The organism is Vibrio sp. R10-SF1-ISO8 (assembly GCF_059833805.1).
Window position 1 is genome coordinate 24839 of the sequence record NZ_JCBDHL010000021.1, and the last position, 21802, is coordinate 46640.

The following is a 21802-nucleotide window of genomic DNA, read 5'->3' on the forward strand; positions in this document are numbered from 1 at the left end:
GAAATTGCTTGTTACACTCGGCGCAAACAACCGATTAGGTGAGGAATTAGAATGTATACCGCAGAAGAAAAAGCGCGTATCAAATGGGCATGTCGTCGAGGAATGCTAGAACTCGATGTTGTTATCATGCCTTTTTTTGAGGAATGTTTTGACGCCCTAAAAGATAATGAGCAGCAGGACTTTGTGTCTTTGTTAGAGTGTGATGATCCAGACTTGTTCACATGGATTATGGGTCATGGCCGTAGTGAGAATCTAGGTCATGCGTCTATGGTGGATAAGATTGTCGCACATAACCTCAGTAAAGTGCGCTAGGTTCTACCTTAGCCCCTCTTATACTGCAACGATGACCAGCATCTTAGTTATGATGCTGGTCTTTTTGATTGTGGTTCTATCATCTATTCCACTCGTCGCCTCTCTAGCCTTGATAGCTATGCTTGTGAAGAGTGCGCTAGTCGATGACGTCTTGCTGCCGTCAATGCAGGGCGAAGTAGAATTTACCTCTCCGTCGACGTATAAGACGGCGCAAGGGAATGAGCGAATTCGAAGCGTTAATTTTATCGGTGTGGCTTTTGGTTTACTTATCACTCGCCAAGATAAGACGCGATTCATTTTATGGCGTGATAGCATGCCTGAAGAAGATTATCGGCATTTAGTCGTGATACTAAAAAGGGAGCATTAAGCTCCCTCTATTATTTTTGTTTTTCCGGTAGCAGTATGGTTGGACCGCTATCTTCAGCAAGCTCTGGGTAGTCTAGTGTATAGTGCAGACCACGGCTTTCTTTACGCTCCATTGCGCAGCGGACCATTAATTCTGCCACTTGCAGTAAGTTACGCAGCTCAAGCAGGTTGTTGGAAACCTTAAAGTTGCTGTAGTACTCGTGAGTCTCTTGCTGGAGCAGTTGGATACGACGTAGTGCCCGCTCAAGGCGCTTATCGGTCCTTACGATGCCCATGTAATCCCACATAAATAGGCGTAACTCGTGCCAGTTGTGTTGGATAACGACCTCTTCATCTGAGCAGCTAACTTGGCTTTCATCCCATGCAGGAAGTGCTGGTGGAAGCGTTGCTTGGTCTATGTTGGCAATGATGTCATTGGCTGCTGCCCAAGCATAAACAACACACTCTAGCAGTGAGTTTGACGCCATACGGTTCGCCCCGTGCAGACCGGTATAGCTCACCTCACCAATAGCGTAAAGCTGTGATAGATCGGTTTGCCCTGTTTGATCAACCATAACGCCACCGCAGGTATAGTGTGCAGCGGGAACAACAGGGATCGGTTCTTTGGTCATATCGATGCCAAGATCGAGTAAACGCATATTAATTGTTGGGAAATGCTTTTCGATAAAATTAGCCGGCTTGTGGCTGATGTCGAGGTACATGCAGTCTGCACCTAAGCGTTTCATTTCGAAGTCAATCGCACGTGCTACAACATCACGTGGCGCAAGTTCTTCACGCTCATCAAAATCTGGCATAAAGCGCGAACCATCAGGACGACGCAAATAGGCACCTTCGCCACGCAGTGCTTCAGTTAGTAAGAAGTTACGCGCTTCAGGGTGGTACAAACAGGTCGGATGGAACTGGTTAAACTCTAGGTTCGCTACACGGCAGCCTGCGCGCCAAGCCATAGCAATACCATCACCAGAAGATACATCTGGATTTGACGTGTATTGATAGACTTTAGAAGCCCCGCCAGTAGCCAGAACAACAAACTTAGCCCTAACGGTTTCTACGTGCTCTTGATTGCGGTTCCAGATGTAGGCACCAACGATTTTTTTCTCGTCGCCACCCACTTTATCTTCGGTAATCAGATCGAGCGCATTATGGCGCTCTAAAACGGTAATATTAGGGTGATTATGAACATTGTCTTGCAGCGAAGTTTGCATCGCCATGCCTGTCGCATCAGCCGCATGCAGAATACGACGATGACTGTGTCCACCTTCGCGAGTCAAGTGATAGCGAGGTGCTTCATCAGTGTCGTTTTCTTCGCGATCGAATGGAACTCCGCCATCGATAAGCCATTGGACACATTCTTTGGCATTTTTAGCAATGAACTCGACAGTCTCTTGCTCACAGATGCCTGCGCCAGCAACTAAGGTATCTTGAACGTGAGATTCAATACTGTCCGACTCGTCGAAAACAGCGGCGATACCACCTTGCGCATAGTAAGTTGCCCCTTCGCTACGCGGACCTTTACTCAGTACGATAACTTTACCGTACTCTGCAACACGTAACGCTAAAGAGAGTCCAGCTGCGCCACTACCCACCACTAACACATCACATTGATGTTCACGGTTTGCGTTCATAAAACTTTTAAATTCCCGAGTTAATTTGTACCTGTGCCACTTTCATCCCGAAAAACCGTTTTGGTTTGGCACGGTAGCAGAGCGATCCCGCTCTAAAATATTTCAATGAATTGCAACGTTGACTCTGAAAACAAAAGAGTCAACTCACTATAGTACCACTGTGAGAGTGGCTTTGCATGAATGCAATTCTTCGTAAATAGCATTGCTTTTCTCTACCTTGATCCTCACAATCTGAGACAAGAAGTAGATTGGTGCTTCATTGCGCAAAAATAGTTTGAAGAATTTTTGAACTTATATTTATTTGCTAGGTCACAATAGTGCTCAAGTAAGCAGTGGTGTCAAGACTACATTTTGCATAATTAATGCTCATGTCTGAGAAGATAAGGGCGAATAACGATAGGAGTACCCGCTCGAATGAACGAGCAGCTGACCGATCAAGTATTAATTGAGCGAGTTCAGAATGGGGATAAGCAAGCATTCAATTTGTTGGTAACTAAGTACCAAAACAAAGTCTGCAACCTTATTTCTCGCTATGTGAATAATCCTGGTGATGTTCCCGATGTAGCGCAAGAAGCATTTATAAAGGCGTACCGAGCGATACCAAGCTTTCGTGGTGAAAGTGCCTTCTATACTTGGTTATATCGGATTGCCGTTAATACTGCAAAAAACCACCTTGTTGCCCAAGGGCGCAGACCGCCAGCACAAGATGTGGATACTGATGATGCTGAATATTACGAAACAGGAAGTGCATTAAAAGAAATTTCGAACCCTGAGAACTTAACGTTGTCCAATGAATTGAAACGTGTTGTTTTCAGTGCAATCGAAGCACTGCCTGATGATTTAAAAACCGCGATGACGTTGCGCGAGCTCGATGGCTTAAGCTACGAAGAAATAGCAGCGGTTATGGATTGCCCTGTAGGAACGGTACGTTCGCGTATCTTCCGTGCTCGTGAAGCGGTTGAGAAGAAAATCCAACCCCTTTTGCAACGCTAGACCAGTAACATTAATGGTGAAAATAATGGCTGACAAAGAGAAACTTTCAGCACTCATGGATGGAGAGTTGGTTGATAAAGCTCTAATTACTGAATTAGAGAAAGACCAAGATAGCCTACAGACTTGGCAAAATTACCATTTAATTGGTGATGTAATGCGAGGTGAAGCACCGGAAAAACCGGAGTGGAATATAGCTGAAAGCGTAGCGTTAGCGCTCGATAATGAACCTGCGCACTCTACGGTAACTCAGTTGGAAGAACACCGCTTGCAAGAGTCTCAACCGACGCCTTCGCAAGCACGCCGTCAACTACCCGCTTGGTTGAACCAATTTGGTCAAGTGGCGATGGCTGCCTGTGTTTCTTTAGCAGTAATTTTAGGTGTTCAGCAGTACGGCGGTTCAGACGCGACAACTTCACCTGAAACAGAAACATTACCTGTTCTCCAAACAATTCCATTTTCTGGTAGCGCAGAGCCCGTAAGCTTGACGCGCTCTTCGGTTGAACAACCAGCAAGTGAGATTAATGTTCAGGAGCAACGTCGCCGCATTAATGCGATGTTACAAGATTACGAATTACAACTACGCTTAAACAGTGAGAAAACCATTGAATATAGCGATAATCCTGAAACGGTAGTTGAATGAAAAAATTTCTGATCAGTGCGCTGACACTGTTCAGTTTGAATACACCAATAGCCTTTGCAGAAGACAACGCTGCAGAGGCTTTGTTGCATCAAATGAACGAGGCCAGTCAGCAACTTAGTTATGAACTGTCTTACATACTGATAAAGAAAAACAGTATTGAACCTCTGCTGTATCGTCATGCCAAAGCAGACGAACAACAGCTTGCCCATCTTGTCTATCTGAGTGGTCCAATACGTGAAGTGATTCGTCGTGGTGACGAAGTGAGCTATATTGAACCTGGTGTTGAGCCTTTTACCATTGAATCTGGCAATATGGTCGCGCCGACGATACCGCTACTCAACTCTGATGTAGGCCAACTAAGTGATTTCTATGATTTTATCCAAGTAGGTCGTGCTCGCGAAGCGGGCGCAGCTTGTCAGGTTCTGCGTGTCGTACCAAAAGATGGTCAGCGCTACTCTTACGTGCTTTGGGTAGATGAGAAGAGTAAACTGCCTTTACGTGCTGATCTTGTCGATCGTGACGGTGAGATCTTAGAGCAGTACAGAACGATCTCTTACAGCGTCAACGATCGAATCAGTCAGATTCTTGGTGGATTGAATCAGGTTAAATTGCCTGAAGTCCTTTCTCTGCCAAAGGGCCAGATTACCAATCCATTCTGGACAGTGGGTTGGATCCCAAATGGGTTCGAACCTAAAGAGCTTAATCGCTATCGTATGACCAATACAGAGCGCATGGTTGAGAGCCAAATGTACAGCGATGGACTGTTTAGTTTCTCGGTATATGTCTCAGACAGTGATAACTTGTCTCTCAAAGGGCAGCTTGTTCGTCAAGGTCGCCGTACCTTACACAGCTTCGTCCGTGGAGACAGAGAGATTTCTGTGATTGGTGATATTCCGCCAGCAACCGCAAAGCGTATCGCTCAGTCTGTCACTTTTAATACTAGTGAGAGTGCCACACAATGATGACTGCATTAGCCACAGTATCGAGTGTTAAGCCTGTTGCTTCAGGCTTTGACGTTGAGCTGAGCTGCGAACAACAAACCAGTTGTAGCAGTTGCTCATCACAAAAGAGCTGTGGTACTGGCATTGTATCTAAAGCGGTAGGTAACAAATCTTTGCACTGGCATTTGATTACCCAAAAGCTAGTTAAAACAGGACAAGTTGTCGAAATTGGTCTGCCAGAAAAGAGCTTACTGCAATCTGCCGCTGTGGTTTATTTGGTGCCTTTATTTGCCATGATAGTGGGCGCATTGGTGGCCCAGTGGTGGTTGGCACCTCTCCTTTCGCTAGGTGAAGGGCTGGTTATTTTGTTCTCTGCGTTAGCAACCACAGCTGGCATTTTCCTCGCAAAACGATTATCTGCGAAATTAGAGCAGCAATCTTCGCAACAAGTCATACTATTAAGGGTGTTGGGCGAACCAATTAGCTAGTGCGAAGTGGCTAGAAATTGGGTAGAATCTGCCAACTTGATTGAAATGCCGTCGCTACTTTTGAATTGAATCAATGGTTAGAGCGGCTTTCTTGTCCTTATTTTAAAGAGTTTAGTCACACCAAATCATGAAGCACATTCGTAACTTTTCGATTATCGCCCACATCGACCATGGTAAGTCGACCCTATCAGACCGTTTGATCCAAGTATGTGGTGGATTGAGCGACCGTGAAATGGCCGCACAGGTTCTGGACTCCATGGATCTAGAGCGTGAGCGTGGTATCACCATTAAATCTCAGAGTGTGACTCTAAACTACACCGCTAAAGATGGTGAAACATACCAGCTTAACTTCATCGATACCCCAGGACACGTTGACTTCGCCTATGAAGTATCACGTTCTCTCGCAGCTTGTGAAGGTGCACTACTGGTGGTTGATGCAGGCCAAGGTGTAGAAGCGCAAACTCTTGCTAACTGTTATACCGCGATCGAAATGGACCTAGAGGTAGTGCCAATCTTAAACAAGATTGACCTTCCTGCAGCCGATCCAGAGCGCGTCGCAGAAGAGATCGAAGAAATCGTTGGTATCGACGCGATGGAAGCGACTCGTTGTAGTGCGAAAACCGGTATCGGTGTTGATGATGTTCTAGAGAACATTGTATCCGCGATTCCTGCACCAGAAGGTGATCCAGAAGCGCCACTACAAGCACTGATTATTGACTCTTGGTTCGATAACTACCTCGGTGTTGTTTCATTGGTTCGTATCAAAAACGGCGAACTGAAGAAGAACGACAAGATCAAGGTAATGAGCACAGGTCAGGTTTGGGGTGTTGACCGTCTTGGTATCTTCACACCTAAGCAAGTTGATACTGAAATTCTACGTACAGGTGAAGTAGGTTGGGTTGTTTGTGGTATCAAAGACATCCTAGGCGCACCAGTAGGTGATACGCTAACACTGGCGAAACATGGCTGTGAAGAAGCGCTACCAGGCTTTAAGAAAGTGAAACCACAGGTTTATGCTGGCCTATTCCCAGTATCATCTGATGATTACGAGAACTTCCGTGATGCGCTTGGTAAGCTTAGCCTTAACGATGCTTCTCTGTTCTATGAGCCAGAGAACTCAGCCGCTCTGGGCTTTGGTTTCCGTTGTGGCTTCCTTGGCATGCTACACATGGAGATCATCCAAGAGCGTCTAGAGCGTGAATACGATCTAGATCTGATCACAACGGCGCCAACGGTAGTTTACGAAGTCGAAGAAACAAACGGCAACTTACTTTATGTTGATAGCCCAGCGAAGCTTCCTGCGGTTAACGACATTGAAGAAATTCGCGAACCAATTGCTCGTTGTAACATTCTTGTTCCTTCTGAGTACTTGGGCAATGTAATCACGCTTTGTGTTGAAAAGCGTGGTGTTCAGGTTGATATGGTTTACCACGGTAATCAAGTTGCGGTGACTTACGATATTCCGATGGCTGAAGTGGTTCTCGACTTCTTTGACCGTCTAAAATCAACCTCTCGCGGTTATGCATCGCTAGATTACAACTTCCAACGTTTTGAAGCATCGAACATGGTTCGAGTTGATGTTCTACTAAACGGTGACACGGTTGATGCGCTTGCAATGATCACTCATAAAGATCAATCGCAAACTCGTGGTCGTCAGCTAGTAGAGAAGATGAAAGAGTTCATCCCTCGTCAAATGTTTGATATCGCGATTCAGGCCGCGATTGGTAACCACATCATTGCACGCTCAACAGTTAAGCAGTTACGTAAGAACGTAATCGCGAAGTGTTACGGTGGTGACGTGAGCCGTAAGAAGAAGCTACTGAAGAAGCAGAAAGAAGGTAAGAAACGTATGAAGCAGATCGGTAACGTAGAGTTGCCTCAAGAAGCGTTCTTAGCCATCTTACATGTAGGCAAAGATTAATTTGTTGGGTCACTACGCTCAATAAGGTAACTAAATAAGTGAAAGGGTTTCGGCTCTTTCACTTTCGTATTTTTGAGATAAGGGAAGTCAATGGCGAATACATTTTCACTCATCCTAGTGATCGTTACCTTGGTAACGGGTGTTGTCTGGGTTCTAGAAAAGCTGGTTTTTGCTAAAAAGCGTCAAGAAAAACTGGCTGAAGTTGAAGCTCAAACAAATGGCTTAGATGCCGCAGTACTAGAAAAAGTGAAGACGCAACCATGGTGGATTGAAAATAGTGTTTCTATTTTTCCAGTGATTGCCGCAGTACTTGTTCTACGTTCATTCATCTATGAACCATTTCAGATCCCATCGGGCTCTATGATGCCAACGCTATTGGTTGGTGACTTCATCCTTGTTGAAAAGTATGCCTATGGCTTGAAAGATCCGGTATGGCGCACTCAGCTAGTCGAAACTGGTAAGCCAGAGCGCGGTGATATTGTGGTATTTAAGTATCCGCCGCAGCCAAGCATTGATTACATTAAACGTGTAGTCGGTCTTCCAGGCGATACTGTGCGTTACAACAGCAAAAAAGAAATCTGCATTCAGTCTCAAGGCGATACCAGTTGTAAGCCAGTGAAACTATCAAATGTAGAAGAGAGCCAGTTCATTCAAAATGGCATCCCACTGATTCAGTTGGATGAACAATTGAGTGAACAAGGTCACCAAATTTTGGTTAACCCACTACGTCGCGATCGCGTTGAACTTTATCAACCACGTAACGGCGTTAATGAGTGGGTGGTACCTGAAGGCCAGTACTTTGTGATGGGTGATAACCGTGACAACAGTGCTGACAGCCGCTACTGGGGCTTTGTTCCAGAAGCAAACCTAGTGGGTAAGGCGGTAGGTATCTGGATCAGCTTTGAATTTGAGCGTGGTGCAGATAGCGTTTTACCTTCTTGGATTCCAACTGGTGTACGATTTAACCGCATCGGTGGTATTAACTAAATTTTCGTCATAGTTGTTACCACAGCGTTGTTGACTGCATAAATCCACCGGAACGCCGGCCGCCCTATTCACATAGAGCCCCTATGCTCATAGGGTTGGATTTATTTGTCGCCTAGCTGTGAAATCAACTATCTAGAAAATTGTAATTAAATTATTGAGAGAGCATGAATTCTCCTACTGCAAAACTAGAGAAAAAACTCGGCTATCAATTTAACGATGCTGAGCTAATCAGTTTAGCGCTGACTCACCGCAGTGCTAATGGAAAACACAACGAGCGTCTTGAGTTTCTGGGCGATTCAATTTTAAGTTTTGTCATTGCTGATGATCTTTATCACCGTTTCCCTAAAGTGAACGAAGGGGACATGAGCCGCATGCGTGCCACATTAGTACGTGGGAATACACTGGCGGAACTAGGTCGTGAATTCGAACTAGGAGATCACTTAAAATTAGGTCCAGGTGAATTAAAAAGTGGCGGTTTCCGTCGTGATTCAATTCTTGCCGATGCTGTGGAAGCAATTATTGGTGCCATCTACCTTGATAGCGACATCGAAGTAGTGCGCGGCATTATTTTAAGCTGGTACAAAACGCGTCTTGATGCTATCAAGCCGGGTGTTTCACAAAAAGACCCGAAAACGCGTCTTCAAGAGTTCCTTCAAGGGCGAAGAAAACCGCTACCTGCTTATACAGTGACTAATATTAAAGGTGAAGCACATAACCAAGAGTTTACGGTTTCGTGTGAAGTGGCAGGTATTGGACAACCTGTTATTGGTAAAGGCACCAGCCGCCGCAAGGCAGAACAAGCGGCTGCTGAATTAGCACTAGAGCAATTGACCAATGACTGATTCAACTGACAACAACGAATTTGATATCGATGCGTTTTTCTCATCGAGCGACGAGCAAGCAAGTTCGCCAGAAAACCAACACTGTGGTTTTGTGGCGATCGTTGGTCGTCCGAACGTAGGTAAATCAACGCTTCTTAACCGTATCCTTGGCCAGAAGATTTCGATTACTTCTCGTAAACCTCAAACAACTCGTCACCGTATTATGGGTGTTGATACGGAAGGGGATTACCAAGCGATTTTTGTTGATACTCCAGGCCTGCACATTGAAGAGAAACGTGCCATTAACCGCTTGATGAACCGTGCGGCTAACTCATCACTCAGTGATGTAAACCTTGTATTCTTCCTAGTGGACGGTACGCATTGGACTGCTGATGATGAAATGGTTCTGACTAAGCTGCAGAAGTCCAACTTCCCTGTCGTACTTTGTGTCAATAAGGTCGATGTTGTTCAAGACCGCAACGAAGTTATGATGCACATGCAAGAGATGTCGAGCAAAATGGACTTTGTTGATGTTGTACCTATCTCGGCTAAACACGGCAAGAACATTGACGTTTTGCGTAAGCATGTACGTGAGCATCTACCTAAAGCGACGCACCACTTCCCTGAAGAGTACGTCACTGACCGTTCTCAGCGCTTTATGGCTTCAGAGATTGTGCGTGAAAAGCTGATGCGCTTTACTGGCGAAGAGCTGCCTTACTCTGTGACGGTTGAAATCGAGCGTTTCGATTACAACCCAGAGACTGACGGCTTTCACATCAATGCCCTAATTTTGGTTGAGCGTCTTGGCCAGAAGAAGATGGTGATTGGTAAGGGCGGCGAGAAGATCAAAACGATTGGTCGTGAAGCACGCCTAGATATGGAAGAACTGTTTGGCCGTAAGGTTTACCTAGAGACTTGGGTAAAAGTGAAATCAGGTTGGGCGGATGACGAGCGAGCACTACGCTCTCTAGGCTACATTGACGATCTATAAGTCGTGCGAGGCTAAAGGCTTCGCTCCGAAAATGACGAAATAAGGAGCCATCTGGCTCCTTATTTTTTATTATAACGATTCATATTGGTTTAATAATTCTCTGGCAGATTTTATGTCCTCTGAAGGTTTACAGCGCTGCTTTGTGTTACACCGCCGCCCTTACAGCGAATCGAGCTTAATTCTCGATGTATTTAGTGAGGAGTATGGACGGGTGACTTTGATGTCAAAGGGGGCTCGTAGCAAACGCTCGAACCTTAAAGGCGCGTTGCAACCTTTTACCCCGTTGTTACTTAAATGGTCAGGGAATGGTTCAATGAAAACCTTGCGCCAAGCCGAGCCAATAAGTCTTGGGCTACCTCTAACAGGCATCAACCTCTACTCAGGTATGTATGTGAATGAGCTAGTTGGGCGAGTACTGATGGCAGAAGTGGCCATGCCAGCGCTATTTCATGATTACCTACATGCTTTGACGGAGCTGGCACAGTGTGAAAACCCTGAACCCGCCCTGAGACGGTTTGAACTCGCACTGCTATCTGCGATGGGCTATGGCGTTGATTTCATGCACTGTGCTGGGACGGGAGAACCAGTAGAAGCCAACATGACTTATCGCTACCGCGAGCAAAAAGGCTTTATCGCTTCTGTGCGCAAGGACAACCTCACTTTCTATGGCAGTGAACTGATTGCAATCAGTGAACGTAGATTTACCACAAAAGAACAACTTAAAGCGGCAAAACGCTTTACACGTATAGCATTAAAGCCGTATCTTGGCGGCAAACCATTAAAAAGCAGGGAACTCTTTCTTAGCATGGTTCCCAAACGGAGTATTGGAAAATGAGCTCAATCTACCTAGGTGTAAATATCGACCACATTGCAACGCTACGTAATGCACGTGGTACTAAGTATCCGGATCCTGTTCATGCTGCTGAAATTGCAGAGCGTGCAGGTGCGGATGGTATTACGATCCACCTGCGTGAAGACCGCCGTCATATTGTAGATCGTGATGTTCGTATTTTGCGTGAAACGCTACAAACACGTATGAATCTTGAGATGGCAGTGACTGATGAAATGGTTGAGATTGCTCTAAAGACCAAGCCTGAATACGTATGTCTTGTGCCTGAAAAACGTGAAGAGCTAACGACAGAAGGTGGTTTGGATGTCGCAGGGCATCTTGAGAAAGTAAAAGCGGCAACTCAAACACTCACTGAAGCGGGCATTAAAGTATCTCTGTTCATTGATGCAGACCGCGAGCAAATTGATGCAGCAAAAGCGTGCGGTGCACCGTTTATTGAACTGCACACAGGTCACTATGCCGATGCGGAAACTGAAGAAGATCAGCAAGATGAGCTGAAGAAGATCGCTGCAGGAGCAAGCTACGCTGATGATTTAGGTATCACAGTAAATGCAGGACACGGCTTGACTTACCACAATGTGGCGCCAATTGCGGCTATTCCGGAAATATTTGAGCTTAACATCGGTCACTCGATTATTGGCCGAGCGGTGTTCGACGGTTTACACAAAGCGGTTGCGGACATGAAAGCCATCATGGTTGAAGCGCGTCGCTAAACATGGCAATTGTAGGTCTAGGAACAGACATCGCTGAGATTGAACGAGTTGAAAAGGCTCTGGATCGAAGTGGTGAGCCATTTGCTAAGCGTATCTTGACTCAAACTGAATTAGAGAAGTTTTCAGCGCTTAAGCAGCAAGGAAGGTTTCTTGCAAAACGCTTTGCCGCGAAAGAGGCGGCATCGAAAGCGCTTGGCACTGGGATTGCGTTGGGCGTGAGTTTCCACGACTTTGAAATAACCAACGACGAGTTGGGAAAACCAGTGTTAAACCTTACAGGTAAGGCTCTGAAAATTGCTACACAAAAACAGGTGGAGCATATCCACCTTTCTATTTCCGATGAGCGACACTACGCAGTCGCAACGGTTATTCTAGAGAGTTAAAGTTTAGCTCTCTAGCTCTCCAAATAGGGCTGAGCGCTCGCAACCACTTTCTCCATCTCATCTTGCAGTTCGAATAACTCAGGCTCTATATCCTCAATTGCAGCACCTGAACGAAGAGTTTGTTCTATCGTTGCGCAGACATTTTTCAAGCGCGGAACTCCGCAATAAGAGCTGCTGCCATGTAGCTTGTGTACGTGATGAATGAGCTGTTCGGTATCGAAATGATCATCTTCAAGAGCGCCTTCGACAATCGCGTTTACTTCAGGTATATAATCGACCAACATCTTGAGCATATCACGTGCTAAATCTTCTTTATTGGCGGACTGCTTAAGTGCGGCCTGCCAATCAATGATCATATTGCTGTGTTCAACTTGAGTTGCTTCTTCCGCTTGAGCTTCGATAGTCACAGGGCTTGAAGTAATATCGAGCTTCTCCAGCTCTTGCTCGCTGGTGTGCGGGTTCCAATGCATCAAGACTTGTTGCAGCACGTGCTCTTCGATTGGTTTGGTGAGGTAATCATCCATACCTGCCTGAAGTAAGCGGTCGCGTTCACCGCTCATCGCATGGGCAGTTACTGCTATGACCGGCGTATTCGCGTTGAGCTCAGTTTGTTTGATCTTGCCACACGCGGTCACACCGTCCATATGCGGCATTTGGATGTCCATTAAGATGATATCAAAGTGTTGAACTTCTGCTTGCTTGACCGCATCGACACCATTAGTGCAAGTAATCACACTTTCCACTCGCTCTTGGAGTAGGGCGCTGATCAGTTTCAAGTTAGCTGGGTTATCGTCAACTGCCATCACTCGAAGTGGTAATGTTTCGCGGTTTTCTTGTGGGCTTTCAAGCAGAGGAATACTCTCTTGATTTGCCGCTAGGGTTTGCAGAAGTTTTCGACGCGATAGCGGCTTGGTAATACAGTGAATATGGTATTTCTGAATCAGATGATCTGACAGTGCAAGCGTAGTACTCGGTGTGCCCACGACCACATGAGGTGCGCAGCGCATGGCTTGCTCAACCATCAATTGAACTGATGTTGTGTCGTTATCTTTACTTGGTGAAAGGTTGAGTAGCACATAGTCAAAGCTTTCTGCTTCCTCTGGTAAAGATGAGCGATAGGTCACTACCAAGCCCTCTTGTACCAAGGTTTGCTGAATTACCGACGCCGCTTGCATATTTGGCTCGACTAACAGCAAGGTGCGTTGGCGGAGCACTTGGGTTTCAATCAGGTCGCTGACCGGCATATCTGTAGAAGAGAGTCGCAGCGTAAACCAGAACGTCGAACCTTGGTGCAATCGGCTTGTTAGGCTGATTTCTCCACCCATTTGGCTGACTAGTTTTTGGGTGATAACAAGGCCTAATCCTGTACCGCCATAACGTCTTGAAATACTAGCGTCAGCTTGGCTAAAGGCTTGGAATAGCTGCGATTGCTGGCGTTCGGAAATACCGATACCTGTATCGCGCACCATAAATTGAAGTTCAACCGAGTCGTCTCTTTGTGAGCGAAGCTCGACACTAATATCGATATTGCCGCGTTCAGTAAATTTAATCGAGTTACCGACAAGGTTAGTCAGAACTTGTTGAATACGTAGTGGGTCACCAACCAGTCCGGTTGGGATCTTAGGATCAACTTTCAGTGTCAGTTCGAGCCCTTTTTCGTGGGCGCTGGTGGCTTGCAAGCTAACCACTTCTTCAAGCGAGCCTTGGAAATCAAATGGGATGTTTTCCAGAGCCAGTTTACCCGCCTCAAGCTTCGAAAAGTCGAGAATATCATTGATGATATTGAGTAGGTTATTGGCCGATTTCTCGATCGTTTGTAGGTAGTCCGTTTGGCTATTAGTCAAGGTCGTTTTCAGCATTTGACGAGTGAACCCAATCACACCGTTAAGTGGCGTGCGTAGCTCATGGGACATGTTAGCTAAGAACTCTGATTTAACCCGCGCCGCCTCTTGAGCGCGTTTTTTTGCGATATCTAGCTCGACGTTTTGAATTTCCAACTGCTCTAAGGTTTCTCGCAAATCAGAAGTCGCTTGGTCAATACTGTGCTGCATTTCCACATGGTACTCTGATAGCGACACTGCCATCGCGTTGATACCGTTTTTCAGCGAGTCTAGCTCGCCGTGCATCTTGCCTTCGATACGTACATCAAGGTGACCACGACGAATCCGGTCAACCATGTTTTTCATATGCGAAATTGGTCGTGTCACGTCATACATCAAGCGATAAGCAAAGACGGCAGATAAACCTAAGCCAATCAACAAGACTAAAAACGCAGAGAAAATTTCTTGATACTGTTGTAAACGCAGCGAGGATAAGTCGAGCTCAATAGCCACATAGCCGAGAGCTGGGTTGGCGTTTGGCCCTTTCATCGTCGCGACAAGCCCTGATTCAGCAATGACAGGGGCGCGAAGAATGAGAGTGTTTTCTTGTAAATCTGAACTGACTAACAACGGAATAGGCGCATTGCGCGGAAACGTCAGTAATTCAAAGTTTGGATGGAAGTTAGAAGTAACAAACAGTTCGTGGTTGTAGTCAAACACCGCGATACTGCGGACAAATTTAGAATTCTTACGATGGGCGTAGCTGATGATGCGGCGTACCGATTCGCGGCTGTTATTCTTTAATCCATCTTCACTGGCGATCGCCAGCGGTTCGATAATACTTAATCCTGAATTGATAACCTGCTTTTCTAAGTCGTGATAGCGATTGAAAGAGAAAAAAGCACTCAGAAGCAGTCCGATAATTAACGTCGGCGCTAAGGTAAGAGTAATAACGCGGGCGCGTAAGCCATATCTTGTCATTATTGTCTAAACATCGTGGTGTGGATATGGGAAAATAACTTCCAAAATAAAAGAAGCCGTCGAATCGATAACCTTAGCTTGGGATAAGAAAGTCATAGAGATTTTCTTCCGTGAGCCCATGTTCTTACAGGCTAGTACGATAATTTTAGATGCATAACGAGGAAAAATCACAAGCCAATAGCTGGTCTATTGCGGTGATTTTGACAAAGTTAGGCGCTAAAAGGAGCGTGCTAGCAGGCTTAGGTTATTCCAAGCTAAGGTTACTAAGCATAATCAACTCAGTCGGCTCAGACAATGATTCAAGCGTAAAAGCTTGGGACACAAGCAGCAATTCGAGCAATAGGCCGTAAGGTCATAAATAGTAGGCACAAAGCATGGCGCGTTTTTTCCAACCAAAGAAGAAAACTCAACTGAATACCAAACACCAATCGCTGACGATTGAAAAGTTGGATCATCACGGCGCAGGTATGGCCTACCAGAATAAAAAGCCCATTTTTATAGAAGGTGCTTTGCCCGGTGAACAAGTTCTTGCTCAGCTGACAGAAAGTAAGAGCAAGTTTGCCCGTGCCAAATTAATTAAGATTCAAAAAGCTAGCGAACAACGCATAGCGCCATTTTGCCAACATTACGCAGAGTGTGGCGGTTGTAATATGCAGCATTTATCTGTAGAGGCGCAGCAAGAGTACAAGCAGCAAACACTGAGTCAGTTGATGAGTAAATTTGCTGGGCAAAGCGTCGCACTAAGCGCGCCTGTTGTGGGAGATGAGCGTGGTTATCGCCGCCGTGCCCGCGTTAGCATCAAGCTGAACAAGAAAACTCGTCAGCTTGAGTTTGGCTTTCGCAAGAAACAAAGCAAAGACATTGTTACTGTGACCCATTGTCCCGTTTTAGATACCGAGCTGGATAATTTATTAGCGCCACTTTATGACCTGCTCAGTGGTTTCTCCAACCAAGAGAACCTTGGTCATGTGGAGCTAGTTAAAGGCGACAATACTAAAGTGATTGTTCTGCGCCATCTAAAAGCTCTCAAAGAGAGTGAGCAAAAACTGCTGGAGCAGTTCGCGGTAGAGAATCAGGCAAGCTTATATTTGATGCCGGAAAGCGATCAGCTTAATCGAGTGGTGGGGGAGTCGGCTCACTATCTAGAAGCGGGTGTGACAATACCGTTTGAGCCAAATAATTTTATTCAAGTTAACCAGAACGTTAATCAAGCCATGGTTGAGCAAGCGTTGATTTGGCTTGAGTTGAGTGAGCAAGACAGAGTATTAGATCTGTTTTGTGGTTTGGGTAATTTTAGTTTGCCAATGGCAAAACAAGTGGCAAGTGTTGTCGGGGTAGAAGGCGTTGATGTCATGGTTGAAAAAGCCACCAACAATGCCCAAGTTAACGGTATCAATAACACCGCTTTCTATCAGGCCAATTTGGAACAAGATGTGTCTGGTCAGCCCTGGGCAGCAGAAAAGTTTGATAAAATACTGCTTGATCCAGCAAGAGCAGGGGCAAGCGGTATCATCGAACAGATTTCCGTTTTGGGTGCGAGTCGAGTGGTATATGTGTCGTGTAATCCAGCGACGCTTGCCAGAGACTCTCAAAGCTTGCTTAACCAAGGCTACAAATTACAAAAATTAGGTATGCTCGATATGTTTCCGCATACAAGCCATTTAGAATCTATGGCGCTCTTTGTAAAGGATTAAAACGAACTTCCCTACTAGTCGGTAGTCTGAACATGGGCAGTTCGAAAATAGAAAAATAACAGGACGAAAACAATGGTTGCGGTAAGAAGCGCACATTTAAATCAAGACGAACAGTTTGAGCTAGATAAGTGGATTTCTAGCTTAGGGCAAGACCCTAAAGTGGCTAAGCGCTTAAAAGAAGTTTACCTCCAAGGGGAGGCGGTTTTACAAGATAACGATCAAGGTCAGTTACTTTTGTGGCGTGGGCGTGAAATGATCGAAATCCTTATCACTCTGTCGATGGATAAAGCGACCCTTGTCGCTGCATTGTTGTTTCCGCTGGTGTCGAGCGGCGCGTATAGCCGAGAGCAGTTCGAAGAAGATTTCGGTAAAGAGACCATTAAGCTGATTGATGGTGTTGAAGAGATGGCCGCACTTGGTCAACTGAACGTGACCCTTGAAGGCAGTGCTGCCTCGTCTCAGGTCGACAACGTACGTCGCATGCTACTTGCGATGGTGGATGATTTCCGCTGCGTCGTTATCAAACTTGCCGAGCGCATCTGTAACCTGATTGAAGTGAAGAAAGCGCCAGATGAGGTACGCCGAGCAGCTGCTCAAGAGTGTACCAACATCTATGCACCTTTAGCGAACCGCCTTGGTATCGGTCAGTTAAAGTGGGAAATCGAAGATTACGCTTTTCGTTACCAACAACCTGATACCTACAAACAGATCGCTAAGCAGCTGTCTGAGCGTCGCATTGTCCGAGAGCAGTACATCAAAGACTTTGTCGATGACCTGACATCTGAAATGAAAGGCTCTTCTATTAATGCTGAAGTAAGTGGGCGTCCTAAGCACATCTACAGCATCTGGCGCAAAATGCAAAAGAAAGGCCTCGCGTTTGATGAGCTATTCGATGTACGAGCGGTTCGCATTATCGCCGACAAACTGCAAGATTGTTACGCGGCACTCGGGACTGTGCATACCAAGTATAAGCACCTGCCGAGTGAATTTGATGACTACGTGGCTAACCCTAAACCTAACGGTTACCAGTCAATTCATACCGTGATTCTTGGCCCAGAAGGCAAGACGATTGAGATTCAGATTCGTACTAAAGACATGCACGAAGATTCTGAGTTAGGTGTTGCTGCGCACTGGAAATACAAAGAAGGTGGCGGTGGCCGCAGTGGTTACGACGAGAAAATCACTTGGCTGCGTAAGCTACTGGATTGGCAAGAAGAGATGTCTGACTCGGGTGAAATGCTTGATGAACTACGTAGTCAGGTGTTTGATGATCGTGTGTATGCCTTTACCCCGCGTGGCGATGTGGTCGACCTACCAATGGGAGCGACACCACTCGATTTTGCTTACCACATTCACTCTGAAGTCGGTCATCGCTGTATTGGTGCCAAGGTCGCTGGGCGTATTGTTCCATTTACCCACAAACTGGCAATGGGTGATCAAGTTGAGATCATCACCTCTAAAGAGCCCAATCCATCTCGTGACTGGTTGAATCCTTCGATGGGCTTTGTGACTTCAGGTCGAGCACGCGCGAAAATCAACGCGTGGTTCCGTAAACAAAGCCGCGAGAAAAACGTCGAAGCTGGGCGCGATATTCTCGAAGTAGAATTGCAGAAAATTGGTGCAACTTTAAAAGACGCCGAGCAGTATGCGTTGAAGCGCTTTAATGTCAACAGTACTGATGAGCTGTACGTTGGCATCGGAAGTGGTGATTTACGTATCAACCAAGTGATCAACCACATCAATGCCTTGGTCAATAAGCCAACCGCAGAAGAAGAAGATCAGCAAGCCCTAGAGAAGCTTCAAGAGGCAGAAAGCAAAGCTCCAGCGCAAAGTCGTCCGAAGAAAGATGCCGTTGTGGTGGAAGGGGTCGATAACTTAATGACCCACCTTGCTCGTTGTTGTCAGCCGATCCCAGGTGATGAGATCGCAGGTTACATCACGCAAGGTCGCGGTATTTCAGTACACCGAGCAGACTGTGAGCAGCTTGAAGAACTGCGCCACCACGCACCAGAGCGTATTATCGACACGGTGTGGGGCAGTGGCTTTGTTGGCTCTTACATCTTAACCGTTCGCGTTGAAGCGATGGAACGCGGTGGGCTGCTTAAAGACATCACGACTTTGTTTGCTAACGAGAAGATCAAAGTGACCAGTATGAAGAGTCGCGTTGATTATCGTACTCAAATGTCGATCATGGACTTTGACTTGGAAGTGACCAACGTTGAGATTCTGCAGCGCGTTTCTAAACGAGTTGAGCAGATTAAAGATGTTATGTCGGTCAAGCGCCTAGGCTAATTTTTACGTTGTATTTGGCTTTCTAGCGGCGTTAGTTGCACTTATATCGCTCCATCACATAGGCAAGCTATGCTCAGGAGTCTCATAAGTTTACTGCCTTGCTAGAATAACCAACTACTTAGTAAAAAAACAAACATCGTCATTCCCTATAGAGAGGGACGAACGTGATAGGGAATCTCTTCAAGTGATTAGATACTCCCAACTTGTTCAGTTTCATTCGTGAGGATGACAGATAAAAATGAAAGGTGAGTGGTTTGTACTGCTCACCTTTTTATTTGAATGAAAGTTCTTTAGACAGAAGATTTAAAGGAAGAAGGAATATGAGTCACCCGATTGAACAGTTAGAACAGATTATGGCGCAGCTTCGTGACCCAGAAAGTGGTTGTCCTTGGGATCTAAAACAAAGTTTCGACACTATTGTTCCTCACACCATTGAAGAGACCTATGAAGTTGTTGATGCGATTCAAAATCGCGATTGGTCAAACCTAAAAGAAGAGCTTGGGGATCTGCTCTTTCAAGTTATCTTCTACAGTCAACTGGCTAAAGAGCAGCAGCTGTTTGATTTCTCGGAAGTGGTTGAAACCGTCAATGAGAAGCTGACTCGTCGTCATCCGCATGTTTTCTCTGATGTCGAGTTTGAGTCAGATGAGCAGATCAATGCCAACTGGGAAGCAGAAAAAGCAAAAGAAAAAGCTCAAGTAGGCAAAAAAGAACAAAGTATTCTAGACTCAATACCAAATTCTCTACCTGCGTTATCTCGTGCCACAAAGATGCAAAAGAAATGCGCTAAATATGGGTTTGATTGGGACTCGCTTGGCCCGGTAGTCGGTAAGGTTCAGGAAGAGATTGAAGAGGTAATGGAAGAGGCACTGCAAGTCGCTCCTGATGAAGAAAAAATTGAACTTGAGCTCGGAGACCTGCTGTTTGCAACGGTCAACTTATCGCGTCATTTAGGAAAAGACCCAGAGGTCGCGCTGAGTAAAGCCAACCGAAAGTTTGCTAAACGATTTAAAGGTGTCGAAGCCATGGTCGCAGAGCAAGGCAAACAGCTAACAGATTACGATTTAGATCAGTTAGATGCGTTTTGGGACAGAGTAAAAGCGCTAGAAGTAGATAAAGGTAGTGGCAACTAATCCGTTACTCGAATTTGATTTGAAGCAAAAAATAAAAAATTGCAGTGTGATAGATTTCACGTTGTGGCGGTTAAGGGCTTCTGGTATATTTATATCCCGTCCAGAAGAAATCCATTTTCCCTCATTCAACCAATTTCAGGTTAAACATGACGACAAATTACATTTTTGTTACTGGCGGGGTTGTATCCTCTCTAGGTAAAGGTATTGCAGCAGCATCGCTTGCAGCTATTTTAGAAGCTCGTGGTCTTAAAGTGACTATGATGAAGCTTGACCCTTACATCAACGTTGATCCAGGCACGATGAGCCCGACTCAACACGGTGAGGTGTTCGTCACTGAAGATGGCGCTGAAACTGACCTAGACCTTGGTCACTACGAGCGTTTCATCCGCACCAAAATGACTAAGCGTAACAACTTCACTGCAGGTCGTGTTTACTCAGACGTTCTAGCTAAAGAGCGTCGTGGTGATTACCTAGGTGCAACGATTCAGGTTATCCCTCACATCACTAACTCTATCAAAGACCGCGTAATCGCAGGTTCTGAAGGTCATGATGTTGCTATCGTTGAAGTGGGCGGTACGGTAGGTGATATCGAATCTCTGCCATTTATGGAAGCCATTCGTCAGCTAGCAGTAGAGCTAGGCCGTGAACGCGCAATGTTCATGCACCTAACACTGGTTCCTTACCTAGCAGCAGCGGGCGAAGTGAAAACTAAACCGACTCAGCACTCTGTAAAAGAGCTGCTTTCTATCGGTATCCAGCCAGATATTCTTGTTTGTCGCTCTGATCGCATGATCCCAGCGAATGAACGTAAGAAGATCGCTCTTTTCTGTAACGTACAAGAAAAAGCGGTTATCTCTATGAAGGACGTAGATTCAATCTACAAGATCCCTCAACTAATCAAATCTCAAGGTTTAGACGACCTAGTATGTTCTCGTTTCGGCATTACTGCTCCTGAAGCAGATCTGTCAGAATGGGAACAGGTAATCTACGAAGAAGCGAACCCAACGGGTGAAGTGACTATCGGTATGGTTGGTAAGTACATCGAACTACCAGATGCTTACAAATCAGTAAACGAAGCACTTAAGCACGCAGGTCTTAAGAATCGTCTAAGCGTTAAGATTAAGTACGTTGATTCACAAGATGTAGAAAGCAAAGGTAATGAAGCGCTAGAAGGTCTAGACGCTATCTTAGTACCAGGTGGCTTCGGTGACCGTGGCGTAGAAGGTAAGATCCTTGCGGCTAAATACGCTCGTGAAAACAAAGTACCTTACCTAGGTATTTGTCTAGGTATGCAAGTGGCACTGATCGAATACGCGCGTAACGTTGCGGGTATGGAAGGTGCACACTCAACAGAATTTAACAAAGAGACTAAATACCCTGTAGTTGGTCTGATTACTGAGTGGGTAGACGGCGATGGTAACGTTGAAGAGCGTACTGAGAAGTCTGACCTAGGCGGTACAATGCGTCTTGGTTCACAGCTATGTCACCTTGAGAAAGGGACGAAAGCGCGTGAACTATACGGTAGCGCGACAATCCACGAACGTCACCGTCACCGTTACGAAGTGAACAACAACCTACGTCCACAGATTGAAAAAGCAGGCCTGAAAGTTTCTGGTCTATCTGCTGACAAGAAACTGGTTGAAGTAATTGAGAACCCAGCTCACCCATGGTTTGTAGCGGCTCAATTCCACCCAGAGTTCACTTCAACACCTCGCGACGGTCACCCACTGTTTGCAGGTTTCGTGAAAGCGGCTGGTGAATACCAACGCGACGAATTAGAGAAGTAAAGGATACGGGCAGTAGCGTTAGTAGTGCTGCTGCCCTTAATTTTGACATTATATATTCAACGAG

At 45.8% G+C, this 21802-nt stretch carries 19 protein-coding genes; 17 read left to right on the forward strand and 2 right to left on the reverse strand.

Annotation, left to right across the window (positions count from 1 at the left end):
* Positions 1 to 51 precede the first annotated feature (51 nt).
* On the forward strand, positions 52 to 312 hold the full coding sequence (locus AC6R00_RS18165) for an FAD assembly factor SdhE (RefSeq protein WP_004744765.1): 261 nt from the start codon (positions 52 to 54) through the stop codon (positions 310 to 312).
* Positions 260 to 679, forward strand: coding sequence for a protein YgfX (locus tag AC6R00_RS18170; RefSeq protein ID WP_494505442.1), 420 nt, complete (start codon positions 260 to 262; stop codon positions 677 to 679). Before AC6R00_RS18165 ends, AC6R00_RS18170 begins: the two co-directional genes overlap by 53 nt.
* Positions 680 to 689: 10 nt before the next feature.
* On the opposite strand, the gene nadB is transcribed toward AC6R00_RS18170, so the two are convergent.
* Complete coding sequence (gene nadB, locus AC6R00_RS18175) at positions 690 to 2303, reverse strand: L-aspartate oxidase (protein ID WP_500641469.1); 1614 nt, start codon at positions 2301 to 2303, stop codon at positions 690 to 692.
* Between the two features lie 414 nt (positions 2304 to 2717).
* Between nadB and rpoE the strand changes: the two genes are divergently transcribed.
* The 11 genes from rpoE to acpS all read left to right on the forward strand — a co-directional run bounded on the left by rpoE (position 2718) and on the right by acpS (position 12031).
* On the forward strand, positions 2718 to 3296 hold the full coding sequence (gene rpoE / locus AC6R00_RS18180) for an RNA polymerase sigma factor RpoE (RefSeq protein WP_004744762.1): 579 nt from the start codon (positions 2718 to 2720) through the stop codon (positions 3294 to 3296).
* Between the two features lie 25 nt (positions 3297 to 3321).
* Positions 3322 to 3936: an RseA family anti-sigma factor gene (locus AC6R00_RS18185; protein ID WP_275664509.1), complete on the forward strand. Its 615-nt coding sequence runs from the start codon at positions 3322 to 3324 to the stop codon at positions 3934 to 3936.
* Entirely contained in the window at positions 3933 to 4898 is a 966-nt protein-coding gene (rseB, locus tag AC6R00_RS18190) for a sigma-E factor regulatory protein RseB (protein ID WP_069667205.1), read from the forward strand. The genes AC6R00_RS18185 and rseB overlap by 4 nt, the downstream gene beginning before the upstream one ends.
* Positions 4895 to 5365 carry a SoxR reducing system RseC family protein gene (locus AC6R00_RS18195; RefSeq protein WP_239850857.1) on the forward strand — a complete coding sequence of 157 codons (471 nt, stop codon included), beginning with the start codon at positions 4895 to 4897 and terminating at the stop codon, positions 5363 to 5365. Before rseB ends, AC6R00_RS18195 begins: the two co-directional genes overlap by 4 nt.
* 127 nt (positions 5366 to 5492) lie before the next feature.
* The gene (gene lepA / locus AC6R00_RS18200) at positions 5493 to 7286 is read left to right on the forward strand and encodes a translation elongation factor 4 (RefSeq protein WP_367937898.1); all 1794 of its coding nucleotides are present in this window, start codon (positions 5493 to 5495) and stop codon (positions 7284 to 7286) included.
* 90 nt (positions 7287 to 7376) lie between these two features.
* A complete protein-coding gene (gene lepB, locus AC6R00_RS18205) occupies positions 7377 to 8273 on the forward strand; it encodes a signal peptidase I (protein ID WP_239850859.1) in 897 nt (298 codons plus the stop codon).
* 164 nt (positions 8274 to 8437) lie between these two features.
* A complete protein-coding gene (gene rnc / locus AC6R00_RS18210) occupies positions 8438 to 9115 on the forward strand; it encodes a ribonuclease III (RefSeq protein WP_004744756.1) in 678 nt (225 codons plus the stop codon).
* Positions 9108 to 10085, forward strand: a complete 978-nt coding sequence (gene era / locus AC6R00_RS18215; RefSeq protein WP_069667202.1) for a GTPase Era — start codon at positions 9108 to 9110, stop codon at positions 10083 to 10085. The genes rnc and era overlap by 8 nt, the downstream gene beginning before the upstream one ends.
* A 112-nt stretch (positions 10086 to 10197) precedes the next feature.
* On the forward strand, positions 10198 to 10920 hold the full coding sequence (recO, locus tag AC6R00_RS18220) for a DNA repair protein RecO (RefSeq protein WP_069667201.1): 723 nt from the start codon (positions 10198 to 10200) through the stop codon (positions 10918 to 10920).
* A complete protein-coding gene (pdxJ, locus tag AC6R00_RS18225) occupies positions 10917 to 11648 on the forward strand; it encodes a pyridoxine 5'-phosphate synthase (RefSeq protein WP_004744753.1) in 732 nt (243 codons plus the stop codon). The genes recO and pdxJ overlap by 4 nt, the downstream gene beginning before the upstream one ends.
* Positions 11649 to 11650: 2 nt before the next feature.
* Positions 11651 to 12031: a holo-ACP synthase gene (gene acpS, locus AC6R00_RS18230; protein WP_500641470.1), complete on the forward strand. Its 381-nt coding sequence runs from the start codon at positions 11651 to 11653 to the stop codon at positions 12029 to 12031.
* An 11-nt stretch (positions 12032 to 12042) separates the two neighbouring features.
* Here the strand turns inward: acpS and barA are convergent, their stop codons facing one another.
* Entirely contained in the window at positions 12043 to 14832 is a 2790-nt protein-coding gene (gene barA / locus AC6R00_RS18235; RefSeq protein ID WP_500641471.1) for a two-component sensor histidine kinase BarA, read from the reverse strand.
* Between the two features lie 374 nt (positions 14833 to 15206).
* Here barA and rlmD point away from each other — a divergent pair, with 374 nt between their 5' ends.
* The 4 genes from rlmD to pyrG all read left to right on the forward strand — a co-directional run bounded on the left by rlmD (position 15207) and on the right by pyrG (position 21738).
* The gene (rlmD, locus tag AC6R00_RS18240; protein ID WP_494505438.1) at positions 15207 to 16526 is read left to right on the forward strand and encodes a 23S rRNA (uracil(1939)-C(5))-methyltransferase RlmD; all 1320 of its coding nucleotides are present in this window, start codon (positions 15207 to 15209) and stop codon (positions 16524 to 16526) included.
* A 72-nt stretch (positions 16527 to 16598) separates the two neighbouring features.
* Positions 16599 to 18818 (forward strand): GTP diphosphokinase, encoded by a 2220-nt coding sequence (relA, locus tag AC6R00_RS18245; RefSeq protein WP_500641472.1) that lies wholly within the window; start codon positions 16599 to 16601, stop codon positions 18816 to 18818.
* A 320-nt stretch (positions 18819 to 19138) separates the two neighbouring features.
* Positions 19139 to 19951 carry a nucleoside triphosphate pyrophosphohydrolase gene (mazG, locus tag AC6R00_RS18250; protein ID WP_500641473.1) on the forward strand — a complete coding sequence of 271 codons (813 nt, stop codon included), beginning with the start codon at positions 19139 to 19141 and terminating at the stop codon, positions 19949 to 19951.
* A 146-nt stretch (positions 19952 to 20097) separates the two neighbouring features.
* Positions 20098 to 21738: a CTP synthase gene (gene pyrG, locus AC6R00_RS18255; protein ID WP_486787301.1), complete on the forward strand. Its 1641-nt coding sequence runs from the start codon at positions 20098 to 20100 to the stop codon at positions 21736 to 21738.
* The last annotated feature ends 64 nt before the right edge of the window (positions 21739 to 21802 follow it).

Coding starts and splice junctions, on each gene's coding strand:
- barA (WP_500641471.1), bottom strand. CDS start 14,832: ATGACAAGATATGGCTTACGCGCCCGCGTTATTACTCTTACCTTAGCG.
- rpoE (WP_004744762.1), top strand. CDS start 2,718: ATGAACGAGCAGCTGACCGATCAAGTATTAATTGAGCGAGTTCAGAAT.
- era (WP_069667202.1), top strand. CDS start 9,108: ATGACTGATTCAACTGACAACAACGAATTTGATATCGATGCGTTTTTC.
- rseB (WP_069667205.1), top strand. CDS start 3,933: ATGAAAAAATTTCTGATCAGTGCGCTGACACTGTTCAGTTTGAATACA.
- AC6R00_RS18195 (WP_239850857.1), top strand. CDS start 4,895: ATGATGACTGCATTAGCCACAGTATCGAGTGTTAAGCCTGTTGCTTCA.
- acpS (WP_500641470.1), top strand. CDS start 11,651: ATGGCAATTGTAGGTCTAGGAACAGACATCGCTGAGATTGAACGAGTT.
- rnc (WP_004744756.1), top strand. CDS start 8,438: ATGAATTCTCCTACTGCAAAACTAGAGAAAAAACTCGGCTATCAATTT.
- lepB (WP_239850859.1), top strand. CDS start 7,377: ATGGCGAATACATTTTCACTCATCCTAGTGATCGTTACCTTGGTAACG.
- AC6R00_RS18165 (WP_004744765.1), top strand. CDS start 52: ATGTATACCGCAGAAGAAAAAGCGCGTATCAAATGGGCATGTCGTCGA.
- nadB (WP_500641469.1), bottom strand. CDS start 2,303: ATGAACGCAAACCGTGAACATCAATGTGATGTGTTAGTGGTGGGTAGT.
- AC6R00_RS18185 (WP_275664509.1), top strand. CDS start 3,322: ATGGCTGACAAAGAGAAACTTTCAGCACTCATGGATGGAGAGTTGGTT.
- pyrG (WP_486787301.1), top strand. CDS start 20,098: ATGACGACAAATTACATTTTTGTTACTGGCGGGGTTGTATCCTCTCTA.
- AC6R00_RS18170 (WP_494505442.1), top strand. CDS start 260: ATGCGTCTATGGTGGATAAGATTGTCGCACATAACCTCAGTAAAGTGC.
- lepA (WP_367937898.1), top strand. CDS start 5,493: ATGAAGCACATTCGTAACTTTTCGATTATCGCCCACATCGACCATGGT.
- rlmD (WP_494505438.1), top strand. CDS start 15,207: ATGGCGCGTTTTTTCCAACCAAAGAAGAAAACTCAACTGAATACCAAA.
- mazG (WP_500641473.1), top strand. CDS start 19,139: ATGAGTCACCCGATTGAACAGTTAGAACAGATTATGGCGCAGCTTCGT.
- pdxJ (WP_004744753.1), top strand. CDS start 10,917: ATGAGCTCAATCTACCTAGGTGTAAATATCGACCACATTGCAACGCTA.
- relA (WP_500641472.1), top strand. CDS start 16,599: ATGGTTGCGGTAAGAAGCGCACATTTAAATCAAGACGAACAGTTTGAG.
- recO (WP_069667201.1), top strand. CDS start 10,198: ATGTCCTCTGAAGGTTTACAGCGCTGCTTTGTGTTACACCGCCGCCCT.